Source organism: Prevotella sp. E15-22, from assembly GCF_023204875.1.
Lineage (GTDB): Bacteria > Bacteroidota > Bacteroidia > Bacteroidales > Bacteroidaceae > Prevotella.
In genome coordinates this window covers 1,936,562-1,962,890 of the sequence record NZ_CP096247.1, presented here as the reverse complement: position 1 = coordinate 1,962,890, position 26,329 = coordinate 1,936,562, and the positions used below count along the sequence as shown (strand labels likewise).

Below are 26,329 nucleotides of genomic sequence, written 5' to 3'. Positions count from 1 at the left end.
TATGGCAGCAACAAAGAAAACCACAAAGAAGGCTGAAGTACAGCCAAAGCACATTGGTCTTGTGCAGAATGATTCGTGGCTTGAGCCATTTGAGGAGGCTATCCGTGGACGTCATGACCATGCGGTGTGGAAGTTGAATCAACTGACACGTAATGGCAAGAAATCTTTAAAGGATTTTGCGGCCGGACATCTTTATTTTGGATTACATAAACTGCTGCGTGGATGGGTGTTCCGTGAGTGGGCCCCTAATGCTACGGAGATTTATCTGATTGGTGATTTTAATAATTGGCAAGAGGATGAGAAGTTTAAATGTAAGCGTATTGAGGGTACTGGTAACTGGGAACTGAAGTTGCGCGAACGCGACCTGAAGCACGGTCAACTTTACAAGATGAAGGTAAAGTGGAACGGTGGCGAGGGCGAGCGTATTCCGGCTTGGTGTCGCCGCGTTGTGCAGGACGAAAAGACGAACATCTTTTCTGCTCAGGTATGGGACCCTGCTAAGAAATATGATTTCAAAAAGAAGAACTTCAAACCAAAGAAAAGTCCGTTGCTTATCTACGAGTGCCATGTAGGCATGGGACAGGATGCGGAGAAGGTGGGCACATACAATGAGTTCCGTGAGAATGTGTTGCCTCGTGTCATCAAGGATGGTTATAATTGCATTCAGGTGATGGCTATTCAGGAGCATCCTTACTATGGTTCTTTCGGTTATCATGTGTCATCTTTCTTTGCGCCAAGTAGTAGGTTTGGAACGCCTGAAGAACTGAAACAGCTCATTGATGAGGCTCATAAGAATGGTGTGGCGGTGATTATGGATATTGTTCATTCGCATGCCGTGAAGAACGAGGTGGAGGGATTAGGCAACTTAGCAGGTGATCCCAATCAATTCTTCTATCCTGGCGACCGTCATGAGCATCCGGCTTGGGACTCTCTCTGTTTTGACTATGGTAAGGACGAAGTGATGCACTTCCTCTTGTCTAACTGTCGTTATTGGTTGGAGGAATTCCAGTTTGACGGCTTCCGTTTTGATGGTGTTACTTCTATGTTGTACTATAGTCATGGACTAGGCGAGGCCTTCTGTGGTTATGGTGATTACTTCAATGGTGGTCAGGATGATAACGCGATTTGCTATTTGACATTAGCAAACAAGTTGATTCATGAGGTGAATCCGAATGCGATAACCATTGCCGAAGAGGTAAGTGGAATGCCGGGTCTGGCAGCGAAGTTTGAGGATGGAGGATATGGATTTGACTATCGCATGGCGATGAATATTCCTGACTACTGGATTAAGACTATCAAGGAGCAGCCTGATGAGAACTGGAAGCCATCAAGTATTTTCTGGGAGGTGAAGAACCGTCGTCCTGACGAAAAGACCATTAGTTACTGTGAAAGTCATGACCAAGCATTGGTCGGTGATAAGACCATCATCTTCCGACTGATTGATGCTGATATGTACTGGCATTTTGCCAAGAAGGATGTGAATGGGGTGGCCGAGCGAGGAATTGCTTTGCATAAGATGATTCGCTTGGTTACTTTGGCAGCTATTAATGGTGGCTATCTGAACTTCATGGGTAATGAATTCGGTCACCCAGAGTGGATTGATTTCCCTCGCGAAGGTAATGGCTGGAGTTACAAATACGCTCGTCGCCAGTGGAACCTTGTGGATAATAAGGATCTGTGTTATCATTGGCTGGGTGACTTTGACCGTGAGATGATTAAGGTGGTTAAAGGGGTGCGTAACTTCCAGGACAAGCCTGTGGTGGAAATCTGGCACAACGATGGTGATCAGGTCTTGGCCTTTATGCGTGGTGACCTCTTGTTTGTGTTCAACTTCTCGCCGACACAATCATTTACGGATTATGGTTTTCTTGTGCCTACAGGTAGTTATGACGTGGTGCTTAATACAGACTCGAAGGACTTCGGTGGTTTTGGTTTTGCCGATGATAGTGTGACTCACTTTACGAATTACGATCCGCTTTATGTGAACGATCGCAAAGAGTGGCTTAAATTGTATATTCCAGCACGTTCTGCTGTGGTTCTTAAGAAGAACTGATGATGTATAATAACTCATATAAGAAAAGCGGCACTCTCACCATTAAGGTGTGGTGTGCCGTTTGTTTCATTCTTTTTTCTTTTCTTTGGCTATATGTGTTTGAGGCCGATGTAATTGCTGTGGCTCAGCATGCGTTAAGCGGAGGACTAACAACCTATTATCCCTTGACAGGTGCTATTATTATCACATCGGTTCTCTTTGTTGTGCAATGGTTGGTGGCGTCTTTTATTCGGTTACCAGAGAAAGTACATGCATTGACGTATGTGCCTTCTATGCTGATGATTGCTTTTATCTCGGACATTGATTCGGATATTGACTGCACACTGTCCATTGGAATGTGGTGGCTTATTCCCATTGTTTTGGTTGCATGGGCTGTCATCGTTTGGGCTGCAAGTCAAATGTCGAGATATGATAATCGGCGGTCTCAGGGCATTCTTTCTCAGCGTGTCTGGGTTAATCTGTTGCTGATGGTTATGCTGATGTTCTTTGTGGCTATCGTAGGTAGTACCAATGCTGTGTTCCATTTCTCTTCGCATGCGGAAAGGGCCTTGATTCATGGGAATGTTGATGAAGCTCTGAGAGTAGGGGACGAGTCGCAGGAGACGGATAAGCGTTTAACTATGTTGCGCGTGTATGCGCTGTCTAAGAAGGGACAGCTGGGTGAACGTCTGTTTAACTATCCTGTGGTAGGTAATAGTAATGATATTTTGCCGATGCATACCACATTGCAAATTCTTTCAGCAGATAGCATTTGGAAACATTTGGGAGCAATGCCGTCTCATGTATGTGATGCTGATTTGTATTATCGGATACTGGAGCGTGATTCATTGGCTACTCAGGCTGTGGCTGATTATAGGTTGTGTGGCTGCCTGATTGATCGCCGCCTGGATGACTTTGTGAGGTTGCTACCTCAGTATTATGAGGTTGCTGATTCATTGCCTCTGCCTCGTCATTATCAGGAAGCTTTAGTTCTTTATAGGCATCTTCATACCAATCCGTCTGTTGTTTATCATCATGCTGTGCTTGATGAGGATTGGAAGAACTTGAAGCAATTGGAAAAACAGTACAAGCTATTGTCAGAACGTAAATACCGGGTGTTTGACCATTATGAGGGATCTTACTGGTATTACTATTATTATCAGAAATAAAATAAAGCAGGTTTCACAAAAGGTATTTACCTTAAAGTGAAACCTGCTTTATTTAGTGTATTTGGTTGTTTACTCGATGACAATCAGAGCGTCGTCTTCCATGACACTCTCGCCAACCTTAACACAGATAGCAGTTACCTTACCAGCTTTCTCTGCCTGAAGGTTATTGGCCATCTTCATGGCTTCAAGAACTACAACCGTGTCGCCAACCTTTACGTCGTCGCCAACAGCAACCTTGATGTCGGTAATAACACCAGGGAGCGGAGCCTTGATGGCATTATTTTTATTGATGTTGGCAGCTGAGGCTGTGGGCTCGGAAGTGTTGTCGGCTGAAGCTGCAGCTGGCTTACCAAGAACCGGCTTCTTCTTCTCTGGCTCAGCTTCCTTCTCCATCTCAACTTTATAGGTCTCGCCATTGACGGTGACGGTAACGATGTTCTCTTCAATATCGCCTACGGCAACCTCGTATTTTGTTCCGTTGATAGTATACTTGTACTCTTTCATTTTAATTTTGTGATTTAGGGACGTGCTGTCATTACCTGAGCGTAACCGTTCCACTGAGTGGGGTGCTCGGCAATCGTGATGATGCCGGGCTCCACATCGTGAACGTTGTTGCCCAGATGCTCGTGAAGAGCCAACGCGATGGCAGCATATACTTCATTCTTTTTCATACGTTTCTTTTTAACAATTACATAGGAATGTTACCGTGCTTCTTAGCGGGCAGAGCATCACGCTTGGTAGCAAGCTGAGCCAGACCGCGGCAGATGCGGAAACGGGTGTTGCGTGGCTCGATGACATCGTCAATGTAGCCATACTTAGCTGCCTGATAAGGATTGGCGAAGAGTTCGTTGTACTCTTCCTCCTTCTCGGCAATAAATGCCTTCACATCCTCACCAGCTTCCTTCTTGGCCTTTGCCTCCTTGGCATAGAGTACGGCTGCAGCACCTGATGCACCCATCACAGCAATCTCAGCTGAGGGCCATGCGTAGTTCAGGTCGGTGTGGAGCTGCTTTGAACCCATCACGATGTGTGAACCACCATACGACTTACGCAGGGTAACGGTGATCTTGGGAACTGTGGCCTCACCGTAGGCGTAGAGCAACTGTGCTCCGTGCAGGATGACGGCATTGTACTCCTGACCTGTACCGGGCAGGAAGCCAGGGACGTCGACGAATGATACGATAGGAATATTGAAGGCGTCGCAGAAACGAACGAAACGGGCACCCTTACGGCTGGCGTTAACGTCGAGCACACCTGCGTAGCAAGAGGGCTGGTTGGCTACGATACCTACGCTCTGACCATTGAAACGAGCAAAACCTACGATGATGTTCTTGGCAAACTTAGGCTGTACCTCGAAGAACTCACCATTATCAACTACGGCACCAATCACCTTGTACATGTCGTATGCCTCGTTGGGGTTCTCGGGGATAATCTCGTTCAGCATGTCCTCCATACGGTTGATGGGGTCTTCGCACTTTTTACGAGGAGCCACCTCCATATTGTTTGAGGGGATATATGAAAGCAGGGTCTTAATCATCTGCAGACCCTCTTCTTCTGTCTTAGCGGTGAAGTGGGTTACACCTGACTTCGTAGCGTGAACTGATGCGCCACCCAGGTGCTCTTGGTCGATATCTTCGCCAGTAACAGTCTTAACCACCTTAGGACCGGTGAGGAACATGTATGAAGTGCCTTCCATCATCAGGGTGAAGTCAGTGAGGGCAGGGCTGTAAACAGAACCACCGGCGCAAGGACCGAAAATACCTGAAATCTGGGGGATGACACCTGAAGCGAGGATGTTACGCTCGAAAATCTCGGCGAAACCTGCCAATGAGTTGATACCTTCCTGAATACGTGCACCGCCTGAGTCGTTGATACCAATAACGGGGGCACCCATCTTCATGGCCATATCCATCACCTTACAGATCTTCTGACTCATGGTCTCAGAAAGAGAACCTGCATGAACAGTGAAGTCCTGAGCGAAGACAAATACCAAACGACCGTCGATAGTACCAGAACCGGCTACCACACCATCGCCAAGGAAGTTCTTCTTCTCCATGCCGAAGTTATGGCAACGATGTTCCTTGAACATATCATACTCTTCGAAGGAACCTTCGTCGAGCAACATTTCAATACGCTCGCGGGCTGTGTACTTTCCGCGCTCGTGCTGTTTCTGAATTGCTTTTTCGCCACCACCGAGACGGGCTTGTTCGCGCTTCTCGATGAGTTGCTTAATCTTGTCTAATTGCTTTGACATTTGTTTTTAATTTTATTGATGATAATTTATTCTGGATGTTCACAGAGTTCTGTCAGGATGCCGCAGGTTGATTTGGGATGCAAGAAGGCAATGTTCAGTCCTTCTGCACCTTTGCGAGGTTTCTCGTCAATAAGACGGACACCTTTCTCGCTGACTTCTGCCAAGGCTTTAGCCACACCATCTTCTACGCAGAATGCCACGTGATGGACACCCTTGTTACCTTTATCGAGCCATTTCTGAATGGTACTCTCGGGTGATGTCGGCTCAAGAAGCTCGAGCTTTACCTCTCCACACTTTAGGAAAGCGGTTTTTACTTTCTGGTCTTCTACGACCTCTGTTGCATAACACTCTAAGCCCAGCACATCTTTAAAGAACGGTAGGCTTTCTTCAATGCTCTGAACGGCAATGCCCAGATGCTCAATGTGTGAAATCTTCATAAAGCTAAACGTTTAAACCTTAATTGTGCTGCAAAGTTACAAAAGATATGCGAGATACCCATCCTTTTTACATTCTTTTTTAATAAAAAAAGAGATTATTGCATCTCTTGTTTGCAATAATCTCTTTTCTATGAAATAATATCTGATATTTATTCTGTGGGGTTGGCAAAACTGTTGGGGTAGGTCTTGTCTTCGTTTTCGGTCTTAAACCAATCCTTGTCAACCTCGCTGTTTTGTGCCCAGTTCTTGAACAGCGGATAGGCTTTCGTGATGTCAATGAATTCAACAGGATAGTTGAAGTTCTGAGGTACGATGATGGCATAAGGAGGTTCTCCTTTCTTGGGAACTTCAATCTTCTTGTTGGTGGTCTTGTTGATGACATATATCTGTCTCATGAAGTCCTCCATATTCACCGAGTTGTTAATACTGAATTTCTCAGAAACATATGGATATACTTTCTTGCCTTTCTCGGTGTTGATGAACTCTGTGCCTGGAGTTACATTGAAGAACTTGTGTACTTCTTTGCTTGTCAGTTTCTTAGAATTATATAATCCTTGAATCTGAAGTTCATCGTATGCACCGCAAGCAATCAGGGTAATCTCAATTTGATTCTCATCAAGACGAACACCGCGAAGTACCACGTCGTTCATGTCATAATCGGCTTCCTCCAAACGGTCTTCGAAGCACATGGTGTATGCCATAGCCTCGGGCTCGATGGGCTCACTGGGAGCATCAACACCACTGCAAATTTCAATAATCATGTCGCTGAAGTTACAGTCGCAACCATCCTCGAAGCACATGAACGACTTGTTGTTGGCGTTGAAGATACCAATACGCGGGCTATCAAAATCCATACCATAAGGTGTCTCACCATACTTGACCTGTTTTTCTTTGGTTCCGTCTGTCTTGTGTTTTACGGATTCCATGCTGACATCCGTACTCATAGCCGAGAAGTAGTGACCAAAGATATGATTGTTCTCGATATTAAGCGGACCAAAACCATAGGTGCAGCCATTCATGCACTCATGAATGGATTCTCCATTCGCTTTTTGATTCATGAAACCAACAAGATAGCCTTCGGGGATAGAGGCAGAAACAGCTGTCATATTCTCCGTGATTTGTCCATCACCGTAATAGGGCAACAGATATTGAGTGGTTCTTTGGAATTCTTTCTGCTCCTTACCATTAAAGGCTTTGAACTTTGGCAATGTTTTGATGTAATTGGCTAATGCAGCGTCATCGTCTTTGTATTCCTCCAACTTTGATGCGGGGAAATAATAATAGTAGACGTTGTTGTATTCTCCTTCTGTGGTGTTCATCTGGAGAGGAATGATTGTCAGGGGCTGACCATTGCAGACAAAGTGGTTCTTGTACTGCTTGAAATAGTTTGTACCTTCAACAATACTCTTCCAGTTGTTTGACTTACCTCCTTTTTTTGTAACGATTTCACCGCCAGTCTTGGGCAGATAGTAATTTACCAGCCACTTCAGGGTGGTTAAATCCATATTGTCTGTGACAGCTTTTGTGATGGCACCATTGGAGATAGTCCAACCATTGCTTGAGCCATTCTGTGCGGTCCACAGTCTTTCATCCTTCCAAGAACCATCGGCCCAAAGGGGATATTCTCTTTCTGCGCCTTTATGAACGTCGTTTGAATAGCCTGCTTGGTCCCAAATAAGGGTGTATTTATCAGGATTGGCTTGCGCGTCTTCTGCACGAAGGGTGTTGAACGACTTAGCGGGAGCGCCCAACTTGACGGCTGCGGGATCTGGGAATGTTTCACCTGCTCTGTTCATGCGTGCGCTGGCTGGTTCAGCGAAGTTAACTTCCTTGTCTCCAACATTGAACACCTGAACGAAATAGTTGCCCTTGCTGTCTACGCAAGCTGCAAATAATACGTCGTAGATGTTGGGGGCATCATATGCCATCTGGACAGTTTCGCCCTTCTTTACATTAGCTGTATTTAAGATTTTTGCATTGCTATTGCCAAAAGGCGACTCTGTCAGAATCATAACTTTGGCAATGTCCTTTAGGTCTGCGTCAGCGGTGACTTTGATAACTCCTTTGTTGATTGAACTCCAATCCTGGCTGGGATCGATGTCTCCAAAGATCTTTTGTGCGTTTTCTCTAATGGCGGTGTCGTTGTAACCGTCAGCATCTTCATGGTTCATGCAACTACAAAGGCTAATGGCGATTGTTAGTGCGGTTAAAAAAAATTTCTTCATATGCATATAATTAGTGTTCTATTTTTCTACAAATATAGATAAAAAACGAAACAACTAATATGCAATGACCTAAATTTCTCTACAAATTTAACTTCTTTTAAGAAATGTATGATTAATTTGTAAAGTTAATCAAAATTCTACAGTTATTTTCCCATTAATTTGTCGTCCTGTGAGGTAATTAGGGACGGCCCATTGATTATTGGAAACGTCTGTTACCCAATAGTAACTGTTAACATTTGAGATGCCAAATAGGTTCAAACAATCGACTCCTAGCCAGATTCTTTTTAGGGTTTTTCTTTCGTGAAGTGCCTGATAAGCCATATAGCTCATGCCAATATCAGCTCGTTTATAGGCTGGAGCACGGAAATTTTGTGATTCCAAACCGCGATGAGGTGCACCAAAAGGCAGTCCATCGGCATAGGCCAGGCGTAGGGTCATCTTCCATCGTTCTGTTCCAGGGAAATAATCAGTAAAATGCAAGTTGATGGCATAGCGCTGGTCAGTGGGCATTGGAATCCATTGGCCATTCATCTTCTGCTTGGTACTCATTAGTGAAAGAGATATCCATGAGTCGGTTCCTGGTACGAACTCTCCATAAAGTTTGAGATCCAATCCTGCTGTATAGCCTGAGCAAAGGTTCTGTCCGTAATAGGTTATCTTAACGTTTTGCACGTTATAGGGTATCAGGTTTGAAAGAGCCTTGTAATATGCCTCTGCGGTGAACTTGTATGGACGGTCTTTCATGCGGAAACGATAGTCCATTGCTGCAATGAATTGCAGTGAGCGTTGACTCTTAATGTTCTTGTTGAGGGTGACAACGGTGATGTTGGTTGTTGTCGTGGTATCGCGCAGTTCCTTATAGAACGGTGCTTGATAATAGATGCCAGTGGCAAAACGGTAGACAATGTCCTGATTGAAGGCGGGGACGATGGCCAACGACAAGCGTGGCGAGAGAATTGTTTCTTTGTTGAACGACCAATGGGCGAAGCGCAGACCGTAGTTGAGTGTAAAATACGTTTCGTCATGATGCCAGCGGTATACGTCCTGAATGTATCCTTCGATGCGTTTTGACTTGATGTCCTGTTTGGATGATAGGGCATAGATTAAGTCTAAACGGTTGCCTGTATGCGGAATAGAATAGCCGCTTGAGTCGCGCATCTCGTATTCACGACTTTGCTCTTTGATGTGTTCCCATTTCAGGGTAAGACCGGCTTCGATATTGTGCTGACGCAGTTGGTGGTTAAGCATCAGCTTGAGGCTCTGCACATTGCCAGTGAGATAATTGCGAGCGTGTTCGGCATATGTTCCAACGCCTAATTGCTCAGCATTCTGCGATTCGTTAAGCCAATACTGTCCTTGAATGTCATAGCATTCCTGTTCTTTGGTCTTAAAGGCCGACCAAAGGAGTTTTATGTGTGTGGAATCGCCAAGATGACGGGTGATGGCAGCTGTAGCAAACAACGTGCGAAAGATATCTTTTTCTTGCCCGTCGAAATATACTTTGAACGACTTGACGTCTTCCATTGTTCCAAAAGATGTTTCGCGATCTTTTGGTTTGAAGTTATAATGGTTCTCAGAAATGTTTCCCAGCAACTCTAATGTCCATCGCTTATTGGGTTCATAGGTGATGTAGGTCTGATAATCCAACTGGTTAGGGCGATATTCGCCTGTTGTCTCTAAAGAACCTAATAAATATCGATTGGTCTTATAGCGCAAACCGTGGCTCATCGAGAAATTCTTGTTTGATGTTCCCACAAAGGCACTGGCACCAAGTAATGACGCTGTGGCTGAAGCCTCGAAGGCTTTGGGACGACGGTAGGTTATATCAAGTGCACTCGACATCTTATCGCCATAACGGGCGGCAAAGCCACCGCTGGAAAATCCTACCTTTTCGACCATATCTGGATTGATTATGGACAATCCCTCTTGTTGACCGCTCCTGATGAGCAGTGGACGATAGACCTCTACATTATTTATATATACGAAGTTCTCGTCGAACGAACCGCCTCGCACATTATATTGACTTGACAGTTCATTGTGCGTTGACACACCGGCTTGCTGTTGAATCAGTTCTTCAATGGCGTTGCCTGAAGCCGATGGTGTTGCTTTGATATTCTTGATGTCCAGTTGCTCCATCTGTTCTGTCTGACGACGTCTCTGTGTGATAGTGACACCTTCCAGTTCCATGTTGTGCAACTGGATTTGAATAGTCTGTGTGTTCTTTGGATTCCGAAGCACGCGTGTACGCGAGTTATAGCCAACCATTGAGAACTTGACAACTACCGAGTCGGCCGACTGCAAAGTCATCTTGAATTCACCTTTTAGGTTGGTCATCGTTACGGCAGCCTGCTCGACGCATGATACGGTGGCAAGCTCCAGAGCATTGCCCTCATCGTCGATGACCTTTCCTTTTAACGTGAATGACTGAGCAAAACACATGAGGCTTGTCAGAAATGTGACAAGCGTGAAAATATATCGTTTGGTGCGTTGTTTCATCAATAGTAATAACGCAGTGTGCTACGTTTTATTATATCTAGTCGCGATAATACCACGAAAACAGGTTATTTATCCATCCAATGGAGCAATGGAACCAACGATAGGCGCTGGCCTGCTTTCCTCCAAAGCGCAGGATGAAGTCGCGAAATGCATTCTTACGGAAGGGAAGACCAACGTCCATGAAGAATACGTGCTGATAGCCTCGTTGGTGAGAATCCTTAAGAACATTCCATATGGTGAGGATGTCAGGGTGTACGAAAGCAAATGACTTACGTCTGTAGGCGGCGTACCATAGATAGGCTTGCCCCTGACTGTATACCACGGCCGAACATCCGATGGTATGGCCGTTATAACGTGTGAGGAATAACCGCCCGTTGGGACTGTCTTGTAAGCCACGGAAGAACTCGTCGGCAGGGATATATCGTTTGGGCTTCAGCCAATTGTGGGTGCGCAGCAGATGCATAAATGCCAGAAAGTCGGCTTCTGTCTTCACTTCGTCTGTTATCACACCGCGGGCATAGGCCGTATTGATACGCTTCTGCATACGTTCGTTGATGCGCTCTTCTGGTGTGTGAGAATGCAGAGAGTTATGAATGTGAACCCATTTTACTGGAAAATAGTGCGCTTTACGAAGTTCTCTGTAGGCAAACATCTTTCCTGAAAGGTTGCTCACCTCCAAATAGAGCGTCCATCGGCCAACTTTCGCTGTGAGATGCTTCAGCATCATGCTGAAAAGTTCGGCCTTGTCGTAGCCGTCGGCATAGACGCCTTCTCCCAGAATGCGACAATGACGATAAAGATAAGGGGGAAACCATGACGAGTGGTAGCGAATCAATGCCAGCATTTGGGCTATTACCACACCATCTGACGTCTCGACGGTTACCATGTATGGTTTCTGTCGTGGCGTCTTCTTGGCCAATAGGAACAACTGCGGGCTATGGAAGATGTTATCGTCTTTCAGTCCCTTCGGCAATTGATTGCTATTGGTATATATGTTTATGGCCCAATCACTCATCAGGGGACAAAAATACTAAATCTTTCTTAAATTTCGCCTGTTTTTGCTGAAAATTATTACCTTTGCATGAAAAATTAATTGCAAACGACTATGACAGACTTCAAAACACTGGTGCAAGTGCGCCGTTCACATCGTAAGTTTACTGATCAGGAAATTGATGCCGAAGATGTAAAAATGATACTTCGCGCAGCCTTGATGTCGCCCACGTCGAAGGGGCAACGCGCCTGGCAGTTTGTGGTGGTTGACGATAAGATGGACCTTGAGAAACTTTCTGATGCCAAGGAGATGGGTGGTCAGCTTATCAAGGGTGCATCGCTCGCTATCGTTGTACTGGGTGATCCTATGCAGAACGATTGCTGGGTGGAGGATGGTAGTATTGCAGCCATCTCAATGCAGTATCAGGCCGAGGAACTGGGTTTGGGGTCTTGCTGGGTTCAGATGCGTGGCCGAGGTCTGAATGATGGTACGAGTGCCGACACTGTGATTCGTGGAATTCTTGATATTCCCGAAAACTTGAATGTTCTTTGTGTTGTTGCCTTCGGTCACAAGGCCGATGAACGTCAGCCTCAGAACGAAGAGAAGTTGAAGTGGGAGAATGTTCACGTAGATAAGTTCTGATGAGAATCGTTGTTATAGGTACTGGACGCTTGGCTTCTAATCTTGTGCCTGCCTTGCAGAAGGTGGGGCACGAAGTGCGAGTGGTGAATAGTAGAACGCTCGAAGGTCTTCCCAATGAGGCCGAAGCTTTCGTCATTGCTGTGAAGGATGATGCACTCGAATCGGTTGCCCGACGTGTTGTGCGGGGTAGAGAAGAACAAGTGTTTTTCCATACGGCTGGTTCAATGCCGTTGTCGGTCTTCGAAGGAATCGCTCGCCATTACGGTGTTTTTTATCCCATGCAAAGCTTTTCAAAGGAACGACAAGTGGATTTTGCTGATGTGCCCATATTCCTTGAGGGTTGTGATGATAAGGCGATTCAAACGGCTCATACAATTGCTGAGAGCATCAGCCGGAAGGTATACGAGCTAACAACGGCCGAACGACGCTATCTGCACTTGGCAGCTGTCTTTGCGTGCAACTTTGCTAACCATTGTTATGCATTGTCGGCAAAGGTGCTTGAGCAACATGGCCTGCCTTTCGACGTGATGCTTCCTTTGATTGACGAGACTGCCCGTAAGGTGCATACCATGCATCCTGTTCCTGCTCAAACAGGTCCGGCCATTCGTTGGGACGAAAATGTGATGTCGGCCCAGAAGGCTTTGCTTGACAATGAGCCTGAGATGCAAAAGATATATGAATTAATGAGTAATAGCATACACAAACTTTCCCATGATTAATTACGATTTAAAGAAGATTAAAGCCATTATCTTTGATATTGATGGTGTACTTTCTGCCGAGACTATTACGCTGGCTCCCGATGGACTGCCAATGCGCACGGTGAATATTAAGGATGGTTATGCCATTCAGTTGGCTGTGAAGATGGGGCTCCATATCGCCATTATGACGGGTGCTAATGTCGATTCTGTCCGTGTGCGTTACGAAGGACTTGGTGTGAAAGATGTATTTGTGGGATGTGCCGTAAAGATTAAAACTTATGAGGCTTTCCTTGAAAAGTACGGACTGAAGGCAGACGAAGTGATGTATATGGGCGATGATATTCCTGATTTGCAGGTGATGCAGCGCGTAGGCTGTCCCGTTTGTCCACAGGATGCTTGCACCGAAGTTCGTGAAGCCAGTATCTATGTGAGTGATCGCCGAGGCGGTTATGGCTGTGGTCGTGATGTTGTTGAGCAGGTGTTGCGTGCTCAGGGTAAGTGGCTGATGAACGAAAAGGCCTTTGGCTGGTAAATACGAAATAACAATGTTTGAGAATTTAGAGAAATATCATATTATTCTGGCCAGCAACTCGCCGCGCCGCCGTGAATTGTTGGGCGGACTTGGAATCAAATACGAGGTGAAGGTGCTGCCCGATATTGAGGAGAATTATCCTGCAGACTTACCTGTGGCTCAGATTGCTGAGTATATTGCGAAGGAGAAGGCCGATGCTTATCGTGAACTGATGGAGCAGACCGATTTGATTATTACGGCCGACACCATCGTTGTTGCTGGCGATGAGGTGATGGGAAAGCCTGTTGATGCTGACGATGCTCGGCGTATGCTCCATAAATTAAGTGGTAGGACTCATCAGGTAATTACGGGTGTTTGCCTGACCACCACAGACAAACAACGGGCATTTTCGGTGACTACCGACGTCACCTTTAAGCAACTCACTGACGAAGAGATTGACTATTACATCCGTACTTATCGTCCATTCGATAAAGCAGGTGCCTATGGTATTCAGGAATGGATTGGTTATGTGGGTGTCACCGGTCTCAATGGCAGTTACTTTAATGTGATGGGCTTGCCCGTTCAGCGTATCTACAACGAGCTGACAACTGCGTTCTAAAAAATAAATATGGCATTTACCAGTCGTAAATGCCATATTTATATATTAAAAGTGCCATACTTACGACTCGTAAGTATGGCACTTTCTATTACTCTTCTCCGTAGTCGGCCAATCCTTCGGCCTCTTCATCGGGATCTCCGCTGCCCAAATCCATCATCGTTGAGTAGTTGTCCTCGTTGATATCGTCGTCATTGGGATCCTCAATCTCTACATCGTCCTCGTCGGGCTTGTTGTAGTTGTCCTCAATCTCTACGTCGGCATCCTCGTCCTCTTCGTCGTTCATGGCCGAAGCAAACTTCATGCGGGGCTTCTCGGCCTCAGGCTTCACCTTGGCAAAGATGGCTTCCACCCAACTGCCTTTAGCTACTTCGAGTACCTCAAAACCGTCTTCCACCTTCTTTTCATAAAGGCCTCCCTTCTTGTGCAGACGATCCTGGGGCAGAGTAGTGGTAGAGATGTCGAAACCACTCTCGATGATATCCTTGATACTCTGCGACAGTGAGTCCCAGCCACCACCGAAGTTACGGTCGAGCACCTCAATGAGTTTGGCAGCACTGATATGGCGAATGTTCTCGTAGGTCAGGTCTGTCACTCGCATGATGGGGCGCTTCTTGATGGCCCAAGTGATGTGCTTGTTCTCGTCCAGTTTCACTTGTCCTACCTTGTAGCCCTGCTTCTCGTATTTCGTAATGATAATAGGCTGGTCGCTGGTTACCTCTTCAATCATGAAGGCCGAGCGAATAATGTCGACATAACGGCGTACATTGTCTTTGATGTCTGCGTCCTTGTCTGCGCCTTCCCACATACGGAAGATATCGTTCTCCTGAACGTCCCATACACTACTCTTAGTAAGGGTTTTGAGTGTAAGTGCTTTTTTTTCAGACTGTTTCTCCATAAATATTTGATTCTTTTGTAGTTTATGGTTGCAAAGATATAAAATTATTGTGAAAGTTGAATTATGAATTCCGATTTTTTTTGTACCTTTGCGACAAAAATATGGCTGAACCGTTAGCAGAAAGACTAAGACCTCGCACGCTGGATGATTATATTGGTCAGCAGCATTTGGTTGGCGAGGGGGCTGTGCTCCGTAGGATGATTGACTCGGGGCGCATCTCTTCTTTTATTCTTTGGGGACCTCCGGGGGTTGGCAAAACAACGCTTGCTCAGATTATTGCTCATAAACTGGAGACACCTTTCTACACGCTCTCTGCTGTAACCAGTGGCGTTAAGGATGTGCGCGATGTCATTGAGAAGGCCCAGAAGGGGCGGTTCTTCAATGAGGCTTCGCCCATCTTGTTTATCGACGAGATTCATCGCTTCTCAAAGTCTCAGCAGGACTCATTGCTGGGGGCCGTGGAGCGTGGCATAGTGACGTTGATAGGTGCTACAACCGAGAATCCCTCGTTCGAGGTTATCAGACCTTTGCTATCGCGCTGTCAACTCTATGTATTGAAGTCGCTAGAAAAAGACGACCTGCTGAAGTTGTTGGAGCGTGCTATTACGAAGGATGTGGTACTGCGCGAAAGGCGTATTGAACTGAAAGAGACGGATGCATTGCTGCGTTATAGTGGTGGCGATGCTCGTAAGTTACTGAATATCCTAGAACTGGTGGTTGAGTCGGAGAGTGGTGATGTGGTTATCACTGATGAATTGGTGGTGGCTCGCCTGCAGCAGAATCCTCTGGCTTACGACAAGGATGGGGAGATGCATTATGATATCATCTCGGCCTTTATCAAGAGTATTCGTGGATCTGATCCTGATGCGGCTCTCTATTGGATGGCTCGCATGATTGAGGGTGGAGAGGATCCGCAGTTCATTGCTCGCCGTATGGTTATTTCTGCTTCTGAGGACATAGGACTGGCAAATCCTAATGCTTTGCTATTGGCAAACGCTGCCTTTGATACGGTGATGAAGATTGGTTGGCCTGAGGCTCGCATCGCTTTGGCTGAATGTGCTGTGTATTTGGCTACTTCGCCAAAGAGCAACTCGGCTTATCTGGGTATCGATGCTGCTCTTGCTTTGGTTCGTGAGACGGGCAATCAGCCGGTGCCGCTGCCTATACGCAATGCACCCACTCAGTTGATGAAGGAACTGGGTTATCACGATGGCTATATGTATCCGCACGACTATCCTGGGCATTTCACACCTCAGCAATATATGCCTGATGAACTGCAAGACAAACGCTTGTGGCATGGGCAGCACAATCCACAGGAGGAGAAATTGTGGCAGCGCATGGTGAACTACTGGGGAAAACGTTTCGAGGAGTAGCTGACTGTTGGATATGTCGCAATGATGCGAATGCAAAATGAGATAAATAACGAGAATGAATCAAGATATCATAATAAAAATAATTGAGTTGCTGGGTACTTTTGCCTTTGCCATCTCGGGCATACGTCATGCTGCTGCCAAGCATTTTGACTGGTTTGGCGGCTATGTCTGTGGTATTGCTGTGGCTATTGGTGGTGGTACTATTCGTGATGTCATCCTTGATGTGCCCATCTTTTGGATGACTACACCTATTTATATGATATGTACGGCAGTGGCTTTGCTGACCGTTGTATTCTTAAGACGATGGCTGGAACCATTGAAGAATGCGTGGTTCGTGTTCGATACTTTCGGTTTGGCGCTCTTCACAATCGCAGGTATTCAGCGCAGCCTTGATGCTGGTCAGGCTTTTTGGGTGGCTATCATAATGGGTTGCATCACGGGTGCCGCAGGTGGTGTTATTCGTGATGTGTTGCTAAACAACGAGCCTGTAATATTCCATAAGGAGATTTATGCAATGGCCTGCGTCCTTGGTGGCTTGGCCTATTGGATAGGTATAGAATTGGGCATGTCGGTGGGCGTCACGGCTATTCTGAGCTTTGTGGTGACGTGTGTTATCCGATTGCTGGCTGTGCGATACCATATTGCATTGCCGATATTAAAAAGCGAAAACGAGGAAGACTGATTGCTTCCTCGTTTTCGCTTTTTTCTAGTGTGTCTCTTTTTATTGCATTCTGTTTAGCCCTTCCCATCGCACGTTCCAGGTGCCGTCTTGCGGAAAACCTGGGTTGCTCACATTGGGACATCCCTCCCATCCGGCGCACATCATTGCTACAGCTGTAAGCAATGCACCGTTGCCTGGGAGATATAGTCTCAGCCTGTCGGCTGTTTGATAGTTATGCCCATTCTTAAGGTAAGTGTTTTTCTGAACATCCATCAGTAGGGCTTGAATGGCTGTTTCGGGTTCTCCTTGTCGTGCAGCCGCCATTGCTGTCATTCCGAAATCCCAACCCCATGCCGATGGCCAGTTCCAATTATCCATTACCCATGCAAGGGTTTTGCGGGCGGTAACGCTGTCGTTGGTTAAATATGAGGAGGGTAGAATAGCGAAAGGACCAAGAACGGCGGGATGGTCGCTATGACTTTTCTCTTTGTCGAGGGCGGTGCTGAGGGGGATGCCTGCTGTATAGATGCCGTCTTGCATAGGAAGTGGCGATAGATGGGCGGCGATGTCGTCCCATTGTTTGTTACGCTCTTTTCCTAAACGCTCACGCCATTCGTTAGCTTTGTTGAGACCGTAATGCCAATAGGCTAGTTCAAAGGGCTGATTGTAGGCTATGTCCTTTGAAATGCTTTCCTGCATAGCTGTAAATCCCTTAAGGTGGTATTCGGTCCAGAATCGTTCAAGTGGCAAAAGAGGAATTACATTCTTACATCGTCTACGGCTACTCACAAAGTCGGCCATAAATTGTGCCGTTTCCTCTACTAGTGCAGCATATTTGTTGAGAGTTTCTTGTGTGGGGGTGGCTCGATAGAGTTCTTCTGCCATATATATATAATGTGGTTGCTGCCAAATGAGGAAACTGCCCACATTTGATGGCGCCTCGCCTGCCCACGGATCGGTCATCTTCATCCAGCGCAGACCGTTGAAACCTTGACGCTTTGAAATGTCTCTGGCCTCCTGAGCGGCTGATATGTCGTACCAGTTCATAACCGTTTTCATAACTTCGGGCCTGTTCCACAGAGTGAAATCGACCATATGCCACCACGTCATCTCCAAGTGTGGGCGACCAAACCATGAGTTGTAGGTAAGACCTGTTTCCTGCGGAGGCAGTGCATTGGCGCAGTTCACCTGTGTGAGGTATTGCGATAGTATTACGCGGCGTTCCAGTTCCTTGGCTCTTGAATCGGTACAGGCCGAGAAGTCAACAAAGCCTCCTTGCTTCCACCATGTGTTCCATGCCTTTCGTACACTTGCCAGTTCCTGTTCGAAAGCAAAAACTGGGGCTTCTGCGGGAATATGTTGCGTGTATTCGGCCTTCATTGTCAGAACATCGTTAGAGGAAGTCAGTAGGTATTCGTGTGGTTTCGTATTGTTGATATAGGCCTGTCCAGTCCATGATAGTTGTAGGAAATATCGTGTGGTGTCTATTACATGCTCAATAATTGCAGAGTTTGTTGTCTGACTAACGATGCGTGAGGCATGTAATGATGGCTTGTCCCAGTCGGCTGCGCCATCGGAATGTTTGCCCGTGGGGTAGGGAAATCGGATGCTAACCAGGGCACGTCCGTCTTTCAATAGAGGTGTCTTGATGCGATAAATAACAGCATCTTTGTTCTGTAGAGCGGCAGTAGTAACCTCTACAGACACACCATCGGCCTTATACTTCGATTCGATGATGCCATCATATAACTTCAATTCTTGATAAATGTCGGATAATTCGTATGGCGTGATTTGAAGGTTGCTCTTGTTTTTTAATATAAGTCCGATAACTCCCAGATTCAGACGATGTGGGTTCGCACGATAATAGGCTGTTGCAGCCTTCCTGCGTCCATCCTCCTCATTTTTGTATTCTATGGCATACACCTCGTCGTGACCGTGTCCCAAGTTGAATGTCTTTTCGCTCTCCTCGCGTTTCAATCTTAATGTGTTTGAAAATGAATGCCATCCCCAGTCGCTCATTGTGGTTAGAGGAATTCCGTTCTCGTAGTCGTCGTAGAATGATTGCATGCCTGTTACGTCTACAGTTGTGGCTATATGGCCATTGCCAACAGTGAGCGATGATAAAGGATCAATCTGGGTAATGATGGGGTTGTGGCGTTCGGTTACTTCTTGTCGATTAATGGGCTGCATCACATTGTCGGTGGTATAGCCCATTTTCTCCATTTCTAATGATGCCCAGATGAATGGTCCTATTCCTTTCGCGTCGTTATCTCGTTGTGGTTCAGATAGATAATATTCAAAGCTTCCATCACGTCTGCGGTTGTTGTCAGGGCCTAATCCGGCAACGGAACAGCAATGAGTCAGTGACAAGTTCTTGTCTTCATCAATGCGAAGGAAATGACTTGTGATGCCACGGTAGGCTTTAATGCCAGCCTCGCGATATGCCGTGCCTACATAACCCATACGATAAGCTTTGAGCAATGCATAGGAAAACATACAGGAACATGTACTTTCTAGATAGTTGCCCTCGCGGTTGGGGGCATCCATTACCTGATACCATAAGCCTGATTGTTTGTCTTGCCATTTTACAATTGCTGCCAAGTCTTTTTTTAGAAGTGCTACTACCTCTTGGCGTCGGGCGTAGTCTTTGGGGAGTGCATCTAGAATCTCAATCAAAGCCATTGTGTACCAGCCTTGCGCGCGCCCCCAGCAGTGTTGACTCTGTCCTGTTTCTGCATTTGCCCAAAATATCTTCTTTGTCTCGTCAAAGGCATGACGGTTTAGACCGGTCCGATTATCCAATGTTCGTTCATAAGTCTTGATGAGTTGGTTTACAGCATCATCGTAAATCTTGATTGTATTTTTCTTTTTGTTGACGATCGATGCCGTTAGACAACGAAAGGGGAGGCCCATGAAAATGCCATCGAGCCATACTTGATGTGCATAGATGGCTTTATGCCAATAGATACTGTCGTTCTTTGTGCGTGGTTGCTGCTCCAGTTGGTTCATCAGTATACGTATGGCTTTCAGCTTTTTCGTCTCAGGAGCCTGAGTATAGAGACGGGCCACGAAATGGCCCGTACGAATATTGTCTAAGTTGTAGTCCTTTTGTTTGTAGTCACGGATGTAACCCTTCCGGTTAATCATTGTGTCGATGTATTGCTGACAGTAGTTCATGATGTCCTGTCCGCCATAGTGCAGATATGTATCGAACATAGCTTCTAGTTCGATGCCCATTACATACGACCATTTTGGCCGTTTTGAAAAGTCCAGAAGAAAAGATTTCGGGGTTCGAGCCATTTCGGAGTATGTCATCCATTCGGAATAGTGCTTGTAGGGCATTTGAGTCAGCGCAAGACTGCCGTTGATATAGAGTTGGTCGAAGTTGATATTTGATGTCTTACCAGTAATAGTATTACCTTGTTGAACGCCGCTAAAGTGGCTGTCTCTTATTGTGATGTCTTTTACAAAAGTATCTTCGTTGAGCCCAATGATTTGCACACCATAGCGTGACTTCTTGCAGGTCACTCGTTCCATCAAAATGTTTTTTACCATGGGATAAAAGCCTCGGCAACATACCTCGTGAGGCTCGTAATTCAGATTGATTTTCATTACCGACTCGTCGCATTGACCTACGCTAATGTCACGAATATAAATGTTCTCGATGACACCTCCACGACATGAGTTCGTCTTAATTCTTAGCACGCGTTCGAGGTTGGGTGAGTCCATCACGCAGTCGTGAGCGAAGATGTTTCTAGCACCACCGCTAATTTCCGAGCCGATGACAACACCACCATGGCCGTTCTTCATCTCACAGTTTCTTATGATAATGTTCTGTGATGCCATAGCCCGCTCGCGTCCATCGCGGTTTCGTCCGCTTTTGATGGCAATACAGTCATCGCCTGTGTTGAAATAGCAGCTTTCTATCAGGACTCTATTGCATGACTCTGGATCGCATCCATCACCATTAGGCCCGTCGTTATTGATATGGACACCGCGTACCGTTATATCTTCCGACTTTAAAGGATGGATTACCCAAAAAGGCGAGTCGAGCAGTGTGACGTTTTCAATTAGTATGCGTTGACACTGGTTTATACCAATGAGTTGTGGGCGCAGACCATCGTTAGGTCCAAATATACGACTCTTTATACGCTGGCCTTTGTCGTCAATCATTGGCACACCGTCTTCACCGTTTTTTAGTAGTCGAGGCCTTGCTTCTGTCTTTTGATTTGTCATTCCTTCTTTCCATCCGAACTTACTGGCACCACACCACGGCCACCATGTCTGTCGTGATCCATTTCCGTCGATTGTTCCATTACCTGTAATTGCAATGTCTGTTTGCTGGAAAGCGTAGATGCATGGTGACAGATTATAGCAGTCTATACCTTCCCATGATGTTTCGACGATGGGGTATAGTTGTGGATTAAAAGCAAATCTTAGTGTGGCCCCTTTCTCAACGACTAAGTTGACGTGGCTTTTCAGATGAATAGCTCCTGTGGTAAGTGTTACTCCTGAAGGGATAATTACTCGTCCACCGCCTTTCGTAGAGCATTGGTCTATAGCATTTTGAATGGCTTTTTGATTGGCTTCAGGGGTAATAGTGGGCTTGGCACCAAATGTTGTTACATCGTAGGCGTTTTTGCCAAACTGCGGTAGCTGAATGCTCAACTCTATTTCGTGATACTTACGCTCGTTCCATTCAATAGCTGTGCAAAGATGCGGGCACAGCATAAGAAGTATTGGTATAAGGGCTTTTAGGCGCATATTTCCAGTTTTCTGTTTTAGCTTCAGTATTTCTATATGTGGCGCAAAGGTACGAAAAAAGTCTGAAACGACAAAGGACTAATAGCGCATTATGTTCTACTAATACTAAAAATAGAAAAAACATTTGTGGGTATGAACAATTTTTTATATCTTTGTACACGTAAATAAACGAATTTAGTTATTACTAATAATACCAATAATGAATGCCTATGGATCAACTTGTAAATATTGCGTTGGCAGTGGCTATCATCGTGGTACAAGTACTACTGATAAAGCTCACTCTTTGGCTTTATAAACGATGGAAATTCAGTTTGACACGTTTTACGCTACGTAAAGCTATTCCATTGAAGATTAAGGACTATGAGGTTCTGAATGTTCATAAACAGGGTGTTCTGTTTCTTGTCATCTATCGCTTGCTTCGTATCATTGTTGTCTTAATACAATTACTGGTAAGTGTTCCGTTGATGTTTTATGTGTTTCCTGAGACCGAGAAGTTTGCATTTATCATTTTGGGCTATATATGGAATCCTTTAAAGGATCTTTTCTGGAGTGTGGTGGGTTATCTACCTAACCTATTTAAGATTATTGTTATCGTTGTTCTTATTCACTATCTTGTGAAGATTCTTCGCTATTTCTCAAATGAAGTTGCGTTAGGACGACTCAGGATTAATGGCTTCTATCCTGACTGGGCTAGACCTACGTTCTTTATTCTGCGTTTCTTGTGCTATTCGTTTATGCTTGTGATGATATGGCCTTTGCTTCCTAGTAGTAATTCACAGGTATTCCAAGGTGTCTCAGTGTTTATCGGTGTCATTGTGTCGCTGGGTTCGATGTCCATATTTGGCAATCTGATGGCGGGACTTGTGATGACCTACATGCGCCCCTTCCGAGTGGGCGATTTTATCCGCTTTGGTGATGTAGAGGGGTTTGTGGTAGAGAAGACGGGATTGGTGACACGTCTGCGTACCAGGAAAAACCTCTTGGTGACCATTCCCAACTCCACCCTGATGAGTGCCCAGACCTCCAACTACACAATGTCGGCAGAGAACTATGGCATCATCGTGCATACGAAGGTGACCATCGGTTATGACGTGAAGCACGACATCATTGAGAATCTCCTGCTTAGTGCTGCCCGTGCCACAAAACATATTGAGAAGCATCCGTTGCCTTTTGTCATCGTGACGACGCTGGATGATTTCTATGTGGAATATGAGATTAATGCTTATACAAAGCATACGGATCTGCTGTCCATCATCTATTCCGAACTTCATCAGAACATTCTTGACGCCTTCCATCAGTCTGGTGTCGAGATTATGTCACCCCATATATTTGCCCATCGCAATGATTTGGAACCCCAGATTCCGAAAGAAGATATGAATCGTTGAAGATGTTTAGACAATCGTGAAAAATCATGAATTAATTTGGCTGTTTGACATGAATCAATTATCTTTGCAGAAGAATTAAAAAACAAACTAAGTGTAACTATATGAGAAAACTAACTACTTTTTGGATGCTCATCATGCTTTGCATGCCTCTGGCAATGATGGGTGGAAACACCAAGACAACAGTGACACAAGTGACCGACTCGGTGGCTGTGACAGATAATGTGGACTATATCATCTCGGGTGACACCCCCTTTACCGATGATGGTAAAGTGAATATTGTGAATACCGACCATGCCGTGCTGATTATCAACAAGGTGAAGCCTTCGGTGGCCATCAGCAAATGGTTGAAAAAGGTGCTTATCAACGGCGAACAGGCCAAGAACAGTACCAACTGTCAGGTAAAACTCTATAAGAATGGCTGTGTCATCCTGCCTTACGGTAATACCTTTAAGCCCCTGACCACCTTTACGGAACGCAACTTTGAGGGCGAGTCGTGCAATAACTATGGCTTGGGAAATACCGGTGGCTATATGAACACGTTGACCACGGCTCTCCTGAACAACCGCATCCGTTCGTTCAAACTTAAGAGAGGTTATATGGTGACCTTTTCGACTCTAAGCGGTGGTAAGGGTTATAGTCGTTGCTTCATTGCAGCCGATGCTGACCTGGAAATTAGCGAATTGCCTGCTGTGCTCGACCAGAAGATTTCTTCGTATCGTGTGTTCAAATGGTATGATGCTGCCAAGAAACAGATTGCCGACAATTTGAACAGTACGGTGCTGAATGCCCTGAGGGTGCAGAGTAGCTATACGTGGGGTGTGGGTGAGAACAAGGCTCCCGACTATGAGTGCATTCCCAACCATATCTATGAAGATTGGCCATCATCATCGGCAATTGGTGAGGCCACCTGGTCTCCTCATACCAAGAACAACAATGAGCCGAAGAACACGGCGGACGATCACCCTCAGGACCTTACAACCATTCTTAACAACTGGGAGAATATGATGCGTACGGGTATGCGCCTGTGCTCACCAGCCTCTTGGGATGGCAGTGACTATTGGAATGCTACTGGTTTCCTGGCGGAGTTTATGGACTCTATTGACGCACGCGGATGGCGTTGCGATATTATTGACCTGCATTGCTATTGGACTGAGGGCAACTTCGGTAATATTGTCAACTGGGTCAACAAATACAAACGTCCTATATGGATTTCAGAGTGGTGCTGGGGAGCCTCATGGAATAATAACGGTGCCTTTGCCAGTGGCGTAACACAAGCTCAGGTAAAGACGGCTCTCCAGAATATATGTTCGAAGCTGAATAGCTATGACTATGTGGAGCGCTATTATTATTGGAATGGAGAGCGTGAGATTTCACGTGTCTATAATAACGGCCTAACACCCGCCGGCGAGTACTACTCGTCGATGAATGCCCCGATGGCTTACAACGGCAAGTATGACTTTGTGCCAACGACGCCTCGCCAGTATGGTCCGTCGAAGTTCAAGACTGCGCTGACAAATGGAAAGATGCGTCTCACTTGGCATGATTCCAATGGTGAATATAATCAGTTGATGGAGGTTCAGATGAAGGATTCCTCGGGGCGCTGGGTGGTTCTTGACACCATCGCACAGAAGGAAACCGCTGCTAACTATACTTATGATGTGGCTAACACCGACGAGGCGGTTAACTATCGTCTTCATCTTATTGATCTCAATGGCAAGGAATACTTTACTTCCGATGAATTGAATGCAGGTGATGTAGTGGAGGTAGATGGACAGGTGTTCTATGCCGGTGGTAACGTCTTGGTGAATGGCGAGTTTGATCTCGGCTTCACAGATTGGACTAACGGACAGGGCAATGCTTTGACAGAGCCTCAGTTCCAGGTGGTTGGAGCTGGAGGATATGATGGTGGTGCTTACCTGCAGGCACATCTGAACGGTGGTATGAATACTGTTTCTGCAGTAAAGAAGATTGTGGACCTGATGCCGAATCAGAACTATATCTTCCGCATTGCTACCATCAATAGTGGCAACTATGTGAAAATGGCACTTTCACCCGATGGCAGTACATTAGTCAAGGAGGTAGGTAAGGCCACCAATGGAACCTCGTGGAATCTTGAACGCTTTGTGTTTAATACCGAGACCTACGACAAGGGCATCCTATCGTTCTATACCCTGGGTGCCAAGGCTCAGATTGATGCCGTTGAACTGCGTCAGCTCTTTGCAACCCGCGAGGAGGCGCTGGCCGACGACGCCGTTAAGTCACAGCTGAGGGTTCAGGCCGAGGAGACCTATAACGCCCAGTCAACGGCCTTGATAGACCGTCTTGCTCGTTTTGCCACGACACTCGACGCTATCAAAGATAGACCCTGTCCCGGCTACGACCAGATGAAGGACCTGTTGACTCAAGCACAGGCTGCTCAGACCTATCAGAAGAAACTGGACCTGGTAGAGCAAATTCAGGCGATGCTTGATGCTCATTTTGCTTTTACCCGTTCGTCCAAACAGCCTAAGTATGGTTCGTTTGCTGGCGAGAAGAGTGATGGCTGGGAGACAAAGGTTGGTACCTATAAAGACGGCGACCAGAAGGCCACCACGAAGTTTGGTAAGACCTGCTGGAATGCGTGGTGGAGCACCACATCAAAGACCGCTACGATGGAGATTCGCCAAACGGTAACGGGGTTGCCTGAGGGCTATTATCAGTTGGAGTGTAAGGGCACTACCGAGCACTTCTGTATCTCCGACCAGCATGGCTATCTGAAGAGTGGTAATAACGAAGCTGTGACTCCAGTCATGTCGAAAGACTTTTTCGATCTGCCTGTTTCCGATGTCTGGGAGACGCTGAAGTCAACGCCCATCTACGTCGAGCCTAACGGTTCGCTAACCTTGGGGTTCAAGAGTTCTAAGACCAATGCTCATTCCAGCTGGTGGCACAGCTTCGGCAATGCATCGGGCAGCAAAGATAATCGTGAGGGATGGTGGTGTGCCACGGGCTTTGTGCTCTATTATCATGCTATCGACGACTTGACAGGAATCTCTACGCCAACCTCTGTTCTTAAGCCCGTTAATGGTTTCTATACTGTTGATGGCAGACAGATGAAGGAGACGGAATACCTAAAGAGTGGCTTATATATCAAGGTGGAGAATGGACAGGCCAAGAAGGTCATCATCAAATAAATTC

Annotated in this window: 19 protein-coding genes; 10 read left to right on the top strand and 9 right to left on the bottom strand. The window is 46.0% G+C overall.

The window, feature by feature from the left end; translation table 11 throughout:
- Position 1 precedes the first annotated feature (1 nt).
- Together M1D30_RS08035 and M1D30_RS08030 are read left to right on the top strand one after the other, a co-directional pair.
- Complete coding sequence (locus tag M1D30_RS08035; protein WP_248502753.1) at positions 2–2,053, top strand: alpha amylase C-terminal domain-containing protein; 2,052 nt, start codon at positions 2–4, stop codon at positions 2,051–2,053.
- Positions 2,053–3,201, top strand: a complete 1,149-nt coding sequence (locus M1D30_RS08030) for a DUF6057 family protein (RefSeq protein WP_248502748.1) — start codon at positions 2,053–2,055, stop codon at positions 3,199–3,201. Before M1D30_RS08035 ends, M1D30_RS08030 begins: the two co-directional genes overlap by 1 nt.
- Before the next feature lie 69 nt (positions 3,202–3,270).
- On the opposite strand, the gene M1D30_RS08025 is transcribed toward M1D30_RS08030, so the two are convergent.
- From M1D30_RS08025 to M1D30_RS07995, 7 genes are all read right to left on the bottom strand, one after another.
- A complete protein-coding gene (locus M1D30_RS08025) occupies positions 3,271–3,705 on the bottom strand; it encodes a biotin/lipoyl-containing protein (RefSeq protein WP_248502746.1) in 435 nt (144 codons plus the stop codon).
- A gap of 14 nt (positions 3,706–3,719) precedes the next feature.
- The gene (locus M1D30_RS08020; RefSeq protein WP_248502744.1) at positions 3,720–3,872 is read right to left on the bottom strand and encodes a hypothetical protein; all 153 of its coding nucleotides are present in this window, start codon (positions 3,870–3,872) and stop codon (positions 3,720–3,722) included.
- Between the two features lie 17 nt (positions 3,873–3,889).
- On the bottom strand, positions 3,890–5,455 hold the full coding sequence (locus M1D30_RS08015; protein WP_248502742.1) for an acyl-CoA carboxylase subunit beta: 1,566 nt from the start codon (positions 5,453–5,455) through the stop codon (positions 3,890–3,892).
- A 26-nt stretch (positions 5,456–5,481) separates the two neighbouring features.
- On the bottom strand, positions 5,482–5,892 hold the full coding sequence (mce, locus tag M1D30_RS08010; protein WP_072289972.1) for a methylmalonyl-CoA epimerase: 411 nt from the start codon (positions 5,890–5,892) through the stop codon (positions 5,482–5,484).
- Positions 5,893–6,041: 149 nt separating this feature from the next.
- Positions 6,042–8,063 carry an LruC domain-containing protein gene (locus M1D30_RS08005; protein WP_248502740.1) on the bottom strand — a complete coding sequence of 674 codons (2,022 nt, stop codon included), beginning with the start codon at positions 8,061–8,063 and terminating at the stop codon, positions 6,042–6,044.
- 183 nt (positions 8,064–8,246) lie between these two features.
- Positions 8,247–10,613, bottom strand: coding sequence for a carboxypeptidase-like regulatory domain-containing protein (locus M1D30_RS08000; RefSeq protein ID WP_371874054.1), 2,367 nt, complete (start codon positions 10,611–10,613; stop codon positions 8,247–8,249).
- Positions 10,614–10,650: 37 nt separating this feature from the next.
- A complete protein-coding gene (locus M1D30_RS07995; protein ID WP_248502738.1) occupies positions 10,651–11,628 on the bottom strand; it encodes a GNAT family N-acetyltransferase in 978 nt (325 codons plus the stop codon).
- A gap of 90 nt (positions 11,629–11,718) precedes the next feature.
- Between M1D30_RS07995 and M1D30_RS07990 the strand changes: the two genes are divergently transcribed.
- From M1D30_RS07990 to M1D30_RS07975, 4 genes are read left to right on the top strand one after another with little or no spacing between them, the layout of a single operon-like run.
- Positions 11,719–12,246 carry a nitroreductase family protein gene (locus tag M1D30_RS07990; protein ID WP_248502736.1) on the top strand — a complete coding sequence of 176 codons (528 nt, stop codon included), beginning with the start codon at positions 11,719–11,721 and terminating at the stop codon, positions 12,244–12,246.
- A complete protein-coding gene (locus tag M1D30_RS07985; RefSeq protein ID WP_248502734.1) occupies positions 12,246–12,965 on the top strand; it encodes a Rossmann-like and DUF2520 domain-containing protein in 720 nt (239 codons plus the stop codon). The genes M1D30_RS07990 and M1D30_RS07985 overlap by 1 nt, the downstream gene beginning before the upstream one ends.
- Complete coding sequence (locus tag M1D30_RS07980; RefSeq protein WP_248502732.1) at positions 12,958–13,476, top strand: HAD family hydrolase; 519 nt, start codon at positions 12,958–12,960, stop codon at positions 13,474–13,476. Before M1D30_RS07985 ends, M1D30_RS07980 begins: the two co-directional genes overlap by 8 nt.
- Positions 13,477–13,489: 13 nt before the next feature.
- On the top strand, positions 13,490–14,074 hold the full coding sequence (locus M1D30_RS07975; RefSeq protein WP_248502730.1) for a Maf-like protein: 585 nt from the start codon (positions 13,490–13,492) through the stop codon (positions 14,072–14,074).
- Between the two features lie 88 nt (positions 14,075–14,162).
- On the opposite strand, the gene M1D30_RS07970 is transcribed toward M1D30_RS07975, so the two are convergent.
- Entirely contained in the window at positions 14,163–14,969 is an 807-nt protein-coding gene (locus M1D30_RS07970) for a hypothetical protein (RefSeq protein ID WP_248502727.1), read from the bottom strand.
- A gap of 101 nt (positions 14,970–15,070) precedes the next feature.
- Here M1D30_RS07970 and M1D30_RS07965 point away from each other — a divergent pair, with 101 nt between their 5' ends.
- Together M1D30_RS07965 and M1D30_RS07960 are read left to right on the top strand one after the other, a co-directional pair.
- Positions 15,071–16,342 (top strand): replication-associated recombination protein A, encoded by a 1,272-nt coding sequence (locus M1D30_RS07965; protein ID WP_248502725.1) that lies wholly within the window; start codon positions 15,071–15,073, stop codon positions 16,340–16,342.
- A gap of 55 nt (positions 16,343–16,397) precedes the next feature.
- The gene (locus M1D30_RS07960; RefSeq protein ID WP_248502723.1) at positions 16,398–17,024 is read left to right on the top strand and encodes a trimeric intracellular cation channel family protein; all 627 of its coding nucleotides are present in this window, start codon (positions 16,398–16,400) and stop codon (positions 17,022–17,024) included.
- A gap of 39 nt (positions 17,025–17,063) precedes the next feature.
- Here the strand turns inward: M1D30_RS07960 and M1D30_RS07955 are convergent, their stop codons facing one another.
- Entirely contained in the window at positions 17,064–21,734 is a 4,671-nt protein-coding gene (locus tag M1D30_RS07955) for a glycoside hydrolase family 88 protein (protein WP_248502721.1), read from the bottom strand.
- Between the two features lie 242 nt (positions 21,735–21,976).
- Here M1D30_RS07955 and M1D30_RS07950 point away from each other — a divergent pair, with 242 nt between their 5' ends.
- A complete protein-coding gene (locus M1D30_RS07950; protein WP_248502719.1) occupies positions 21,977–23,152 on the top strand; it encodes a mechanosensitive ion channel family protein in 1,176 nt (391 codons plus the stop codon).
- A 101-nt stretch (positions 23,153–23,253) separates the two neighbouring features.
- Positions 23,254–26,325 (top strand): glycoside hydrolase family protein, encoded by a 3,072-nt coding sequence (locus M1D30_RS07945; protein ID WP_248502717.1) that lies wholly within the window; start codon positions 23,254–23,256, stop codon positions 26,323–26,325.
- Positions 26,326–26,329: the final 4 nt, after the last annotated feature.

Excerpts from the sequence above, each read along its gene's own strand:
- M1D30_RS08000 (WP_371874054.1), bottom strand. The coding sequence starts at position 10,613 with ATGAAACAACGCACCAAACGATATATTTTCACGCTTGTCACATTTCTG.
- M1D30_RS07945 (WP_248502717.1), top strand. The coding sequence starts at position 23,254 with ATGAGAAAACTAACTACTTTTTGGATGCTCATCATGCTTTGCATGCCT.
- M1D30_RS07950 (WP_248502719.1), top strand. The coding sequence starts at position 21,977 with ATGGATCAACTTGTAAATATTGCGTTGGCAGTGGCTATCATCGTGGTA.
- M1D30_RS08030 (WP_248502748.1), top strand. The coding sequence starts at position 2,053 with ATGATGTATAATAACTCATATAAGAAAAGCGGCACTCTCACCATTAAG.
- M1D30_RS07990 (WP_248502736.1), top strand. The coding sequence starts at position 11,719 with ATGACAGACTTCAAAACACTGGTGCAAGTGCGCCGTTCACATCGTAAG.
- M1D30_RS07975 (WP_248502730.1), top strand. The coding sequence starts at position 13,490 with ATGTTTGAGAATTTAGAGAAATATCATATTATTCTGGCCAGCAACTCG.
- M1D30_RS07995 (WP_248502738.1), bottom strand. The coding sequence starts at position 11,628 with ATGAGTGATTGGGCCATAAACATATATACCAATAGCAATCAATTGCCG.
- M1D30_RS07965 (WP_248502725.1), top strand. The coding sequence starts at position 15,071 with ATGGCTGAACCGTTAGCAGAAAGACTAAGACCTCGCACGCTGGATGAT.
- M1D30_RS08015 (WP_248502742.1), bottom strand. The coding sequence starts at position 5,455 with ATGTCAAAGCAATTAGACAAGATTAAGCAACTCATCGAGAAGCGCGAA.
- M1D30_RS07985 (WP_248502734.1), top strand. The coding sequence starts at position 12,246 with ATGAGAATCGTTGTTATAGGTACTGGACGCTTGGCTTCTAATCTTGTG.
- mce (WP_072289972.1), bottom strand. The coding sequence starts at position 5,892 with ATGAAGATTTCACACATTGAGCATCTGGGCATTGCCGTTCAGAGCATT.
- M1D30_RS07980 (WP_248502732.1), top strand. The coding sequence starts at position 12,958 with ATGATTAATTACGATTTAAAGAAGATTAAAGCCATTATCTTTGATATT.
- M1D30_RS08020 (WP_248502744.1), bottom strand. The coding sequence starts at position 3,872 with ATGAAAAAGAATGAAGTATATGCTGCCATCGCGTTGGCTCTTCACGAG.
- M1D30_RS07970 (WP_248502727.1), bottom strand. The coding sequence starts at position 14,969 with ATGGAGAAACAGTCTGAAAAAAAAGCACTTACACTCAAAACCCTTACT.
- M1D30_RS08005 (WP_248502740.1), bottom strand. The coding sequence starts at position 8,063 with ATGAACCATGAAGATGCTGACGGTTACAACGACACCGCCATTAGAGAA.
- M1D30_RS08025 (WP_248502746.1), bottom strand. The coding sequence starts at position 3,705 with ATGAAAGAGTACAAGTATACTATCAACGGAACAAAATACGAGGTTGCC.
- M1D30_RS07955 (WP_248502721.1), bottom strand. The coding sequence starts at position 21,734 with ATGCTGTGCCCGCATCTTTGCACAGCTATTGAATGGAACGAGCGTAAG.
- M1D30_RS08035 (WP_248502753.1), top strand. The coding sequence starts at position 2 with ATGGCAGCAACAAAGAAAACCACAAAGAAGGCTGAAGTACAGCCAAAG.
- M1D30_RS07960 (WP_248502723.1), top strand. The coding sequence starts at position 16,398 with ATGAATCAAGATATCATAATAAAAATAATTGAGTTGCTGGGTACTTTT.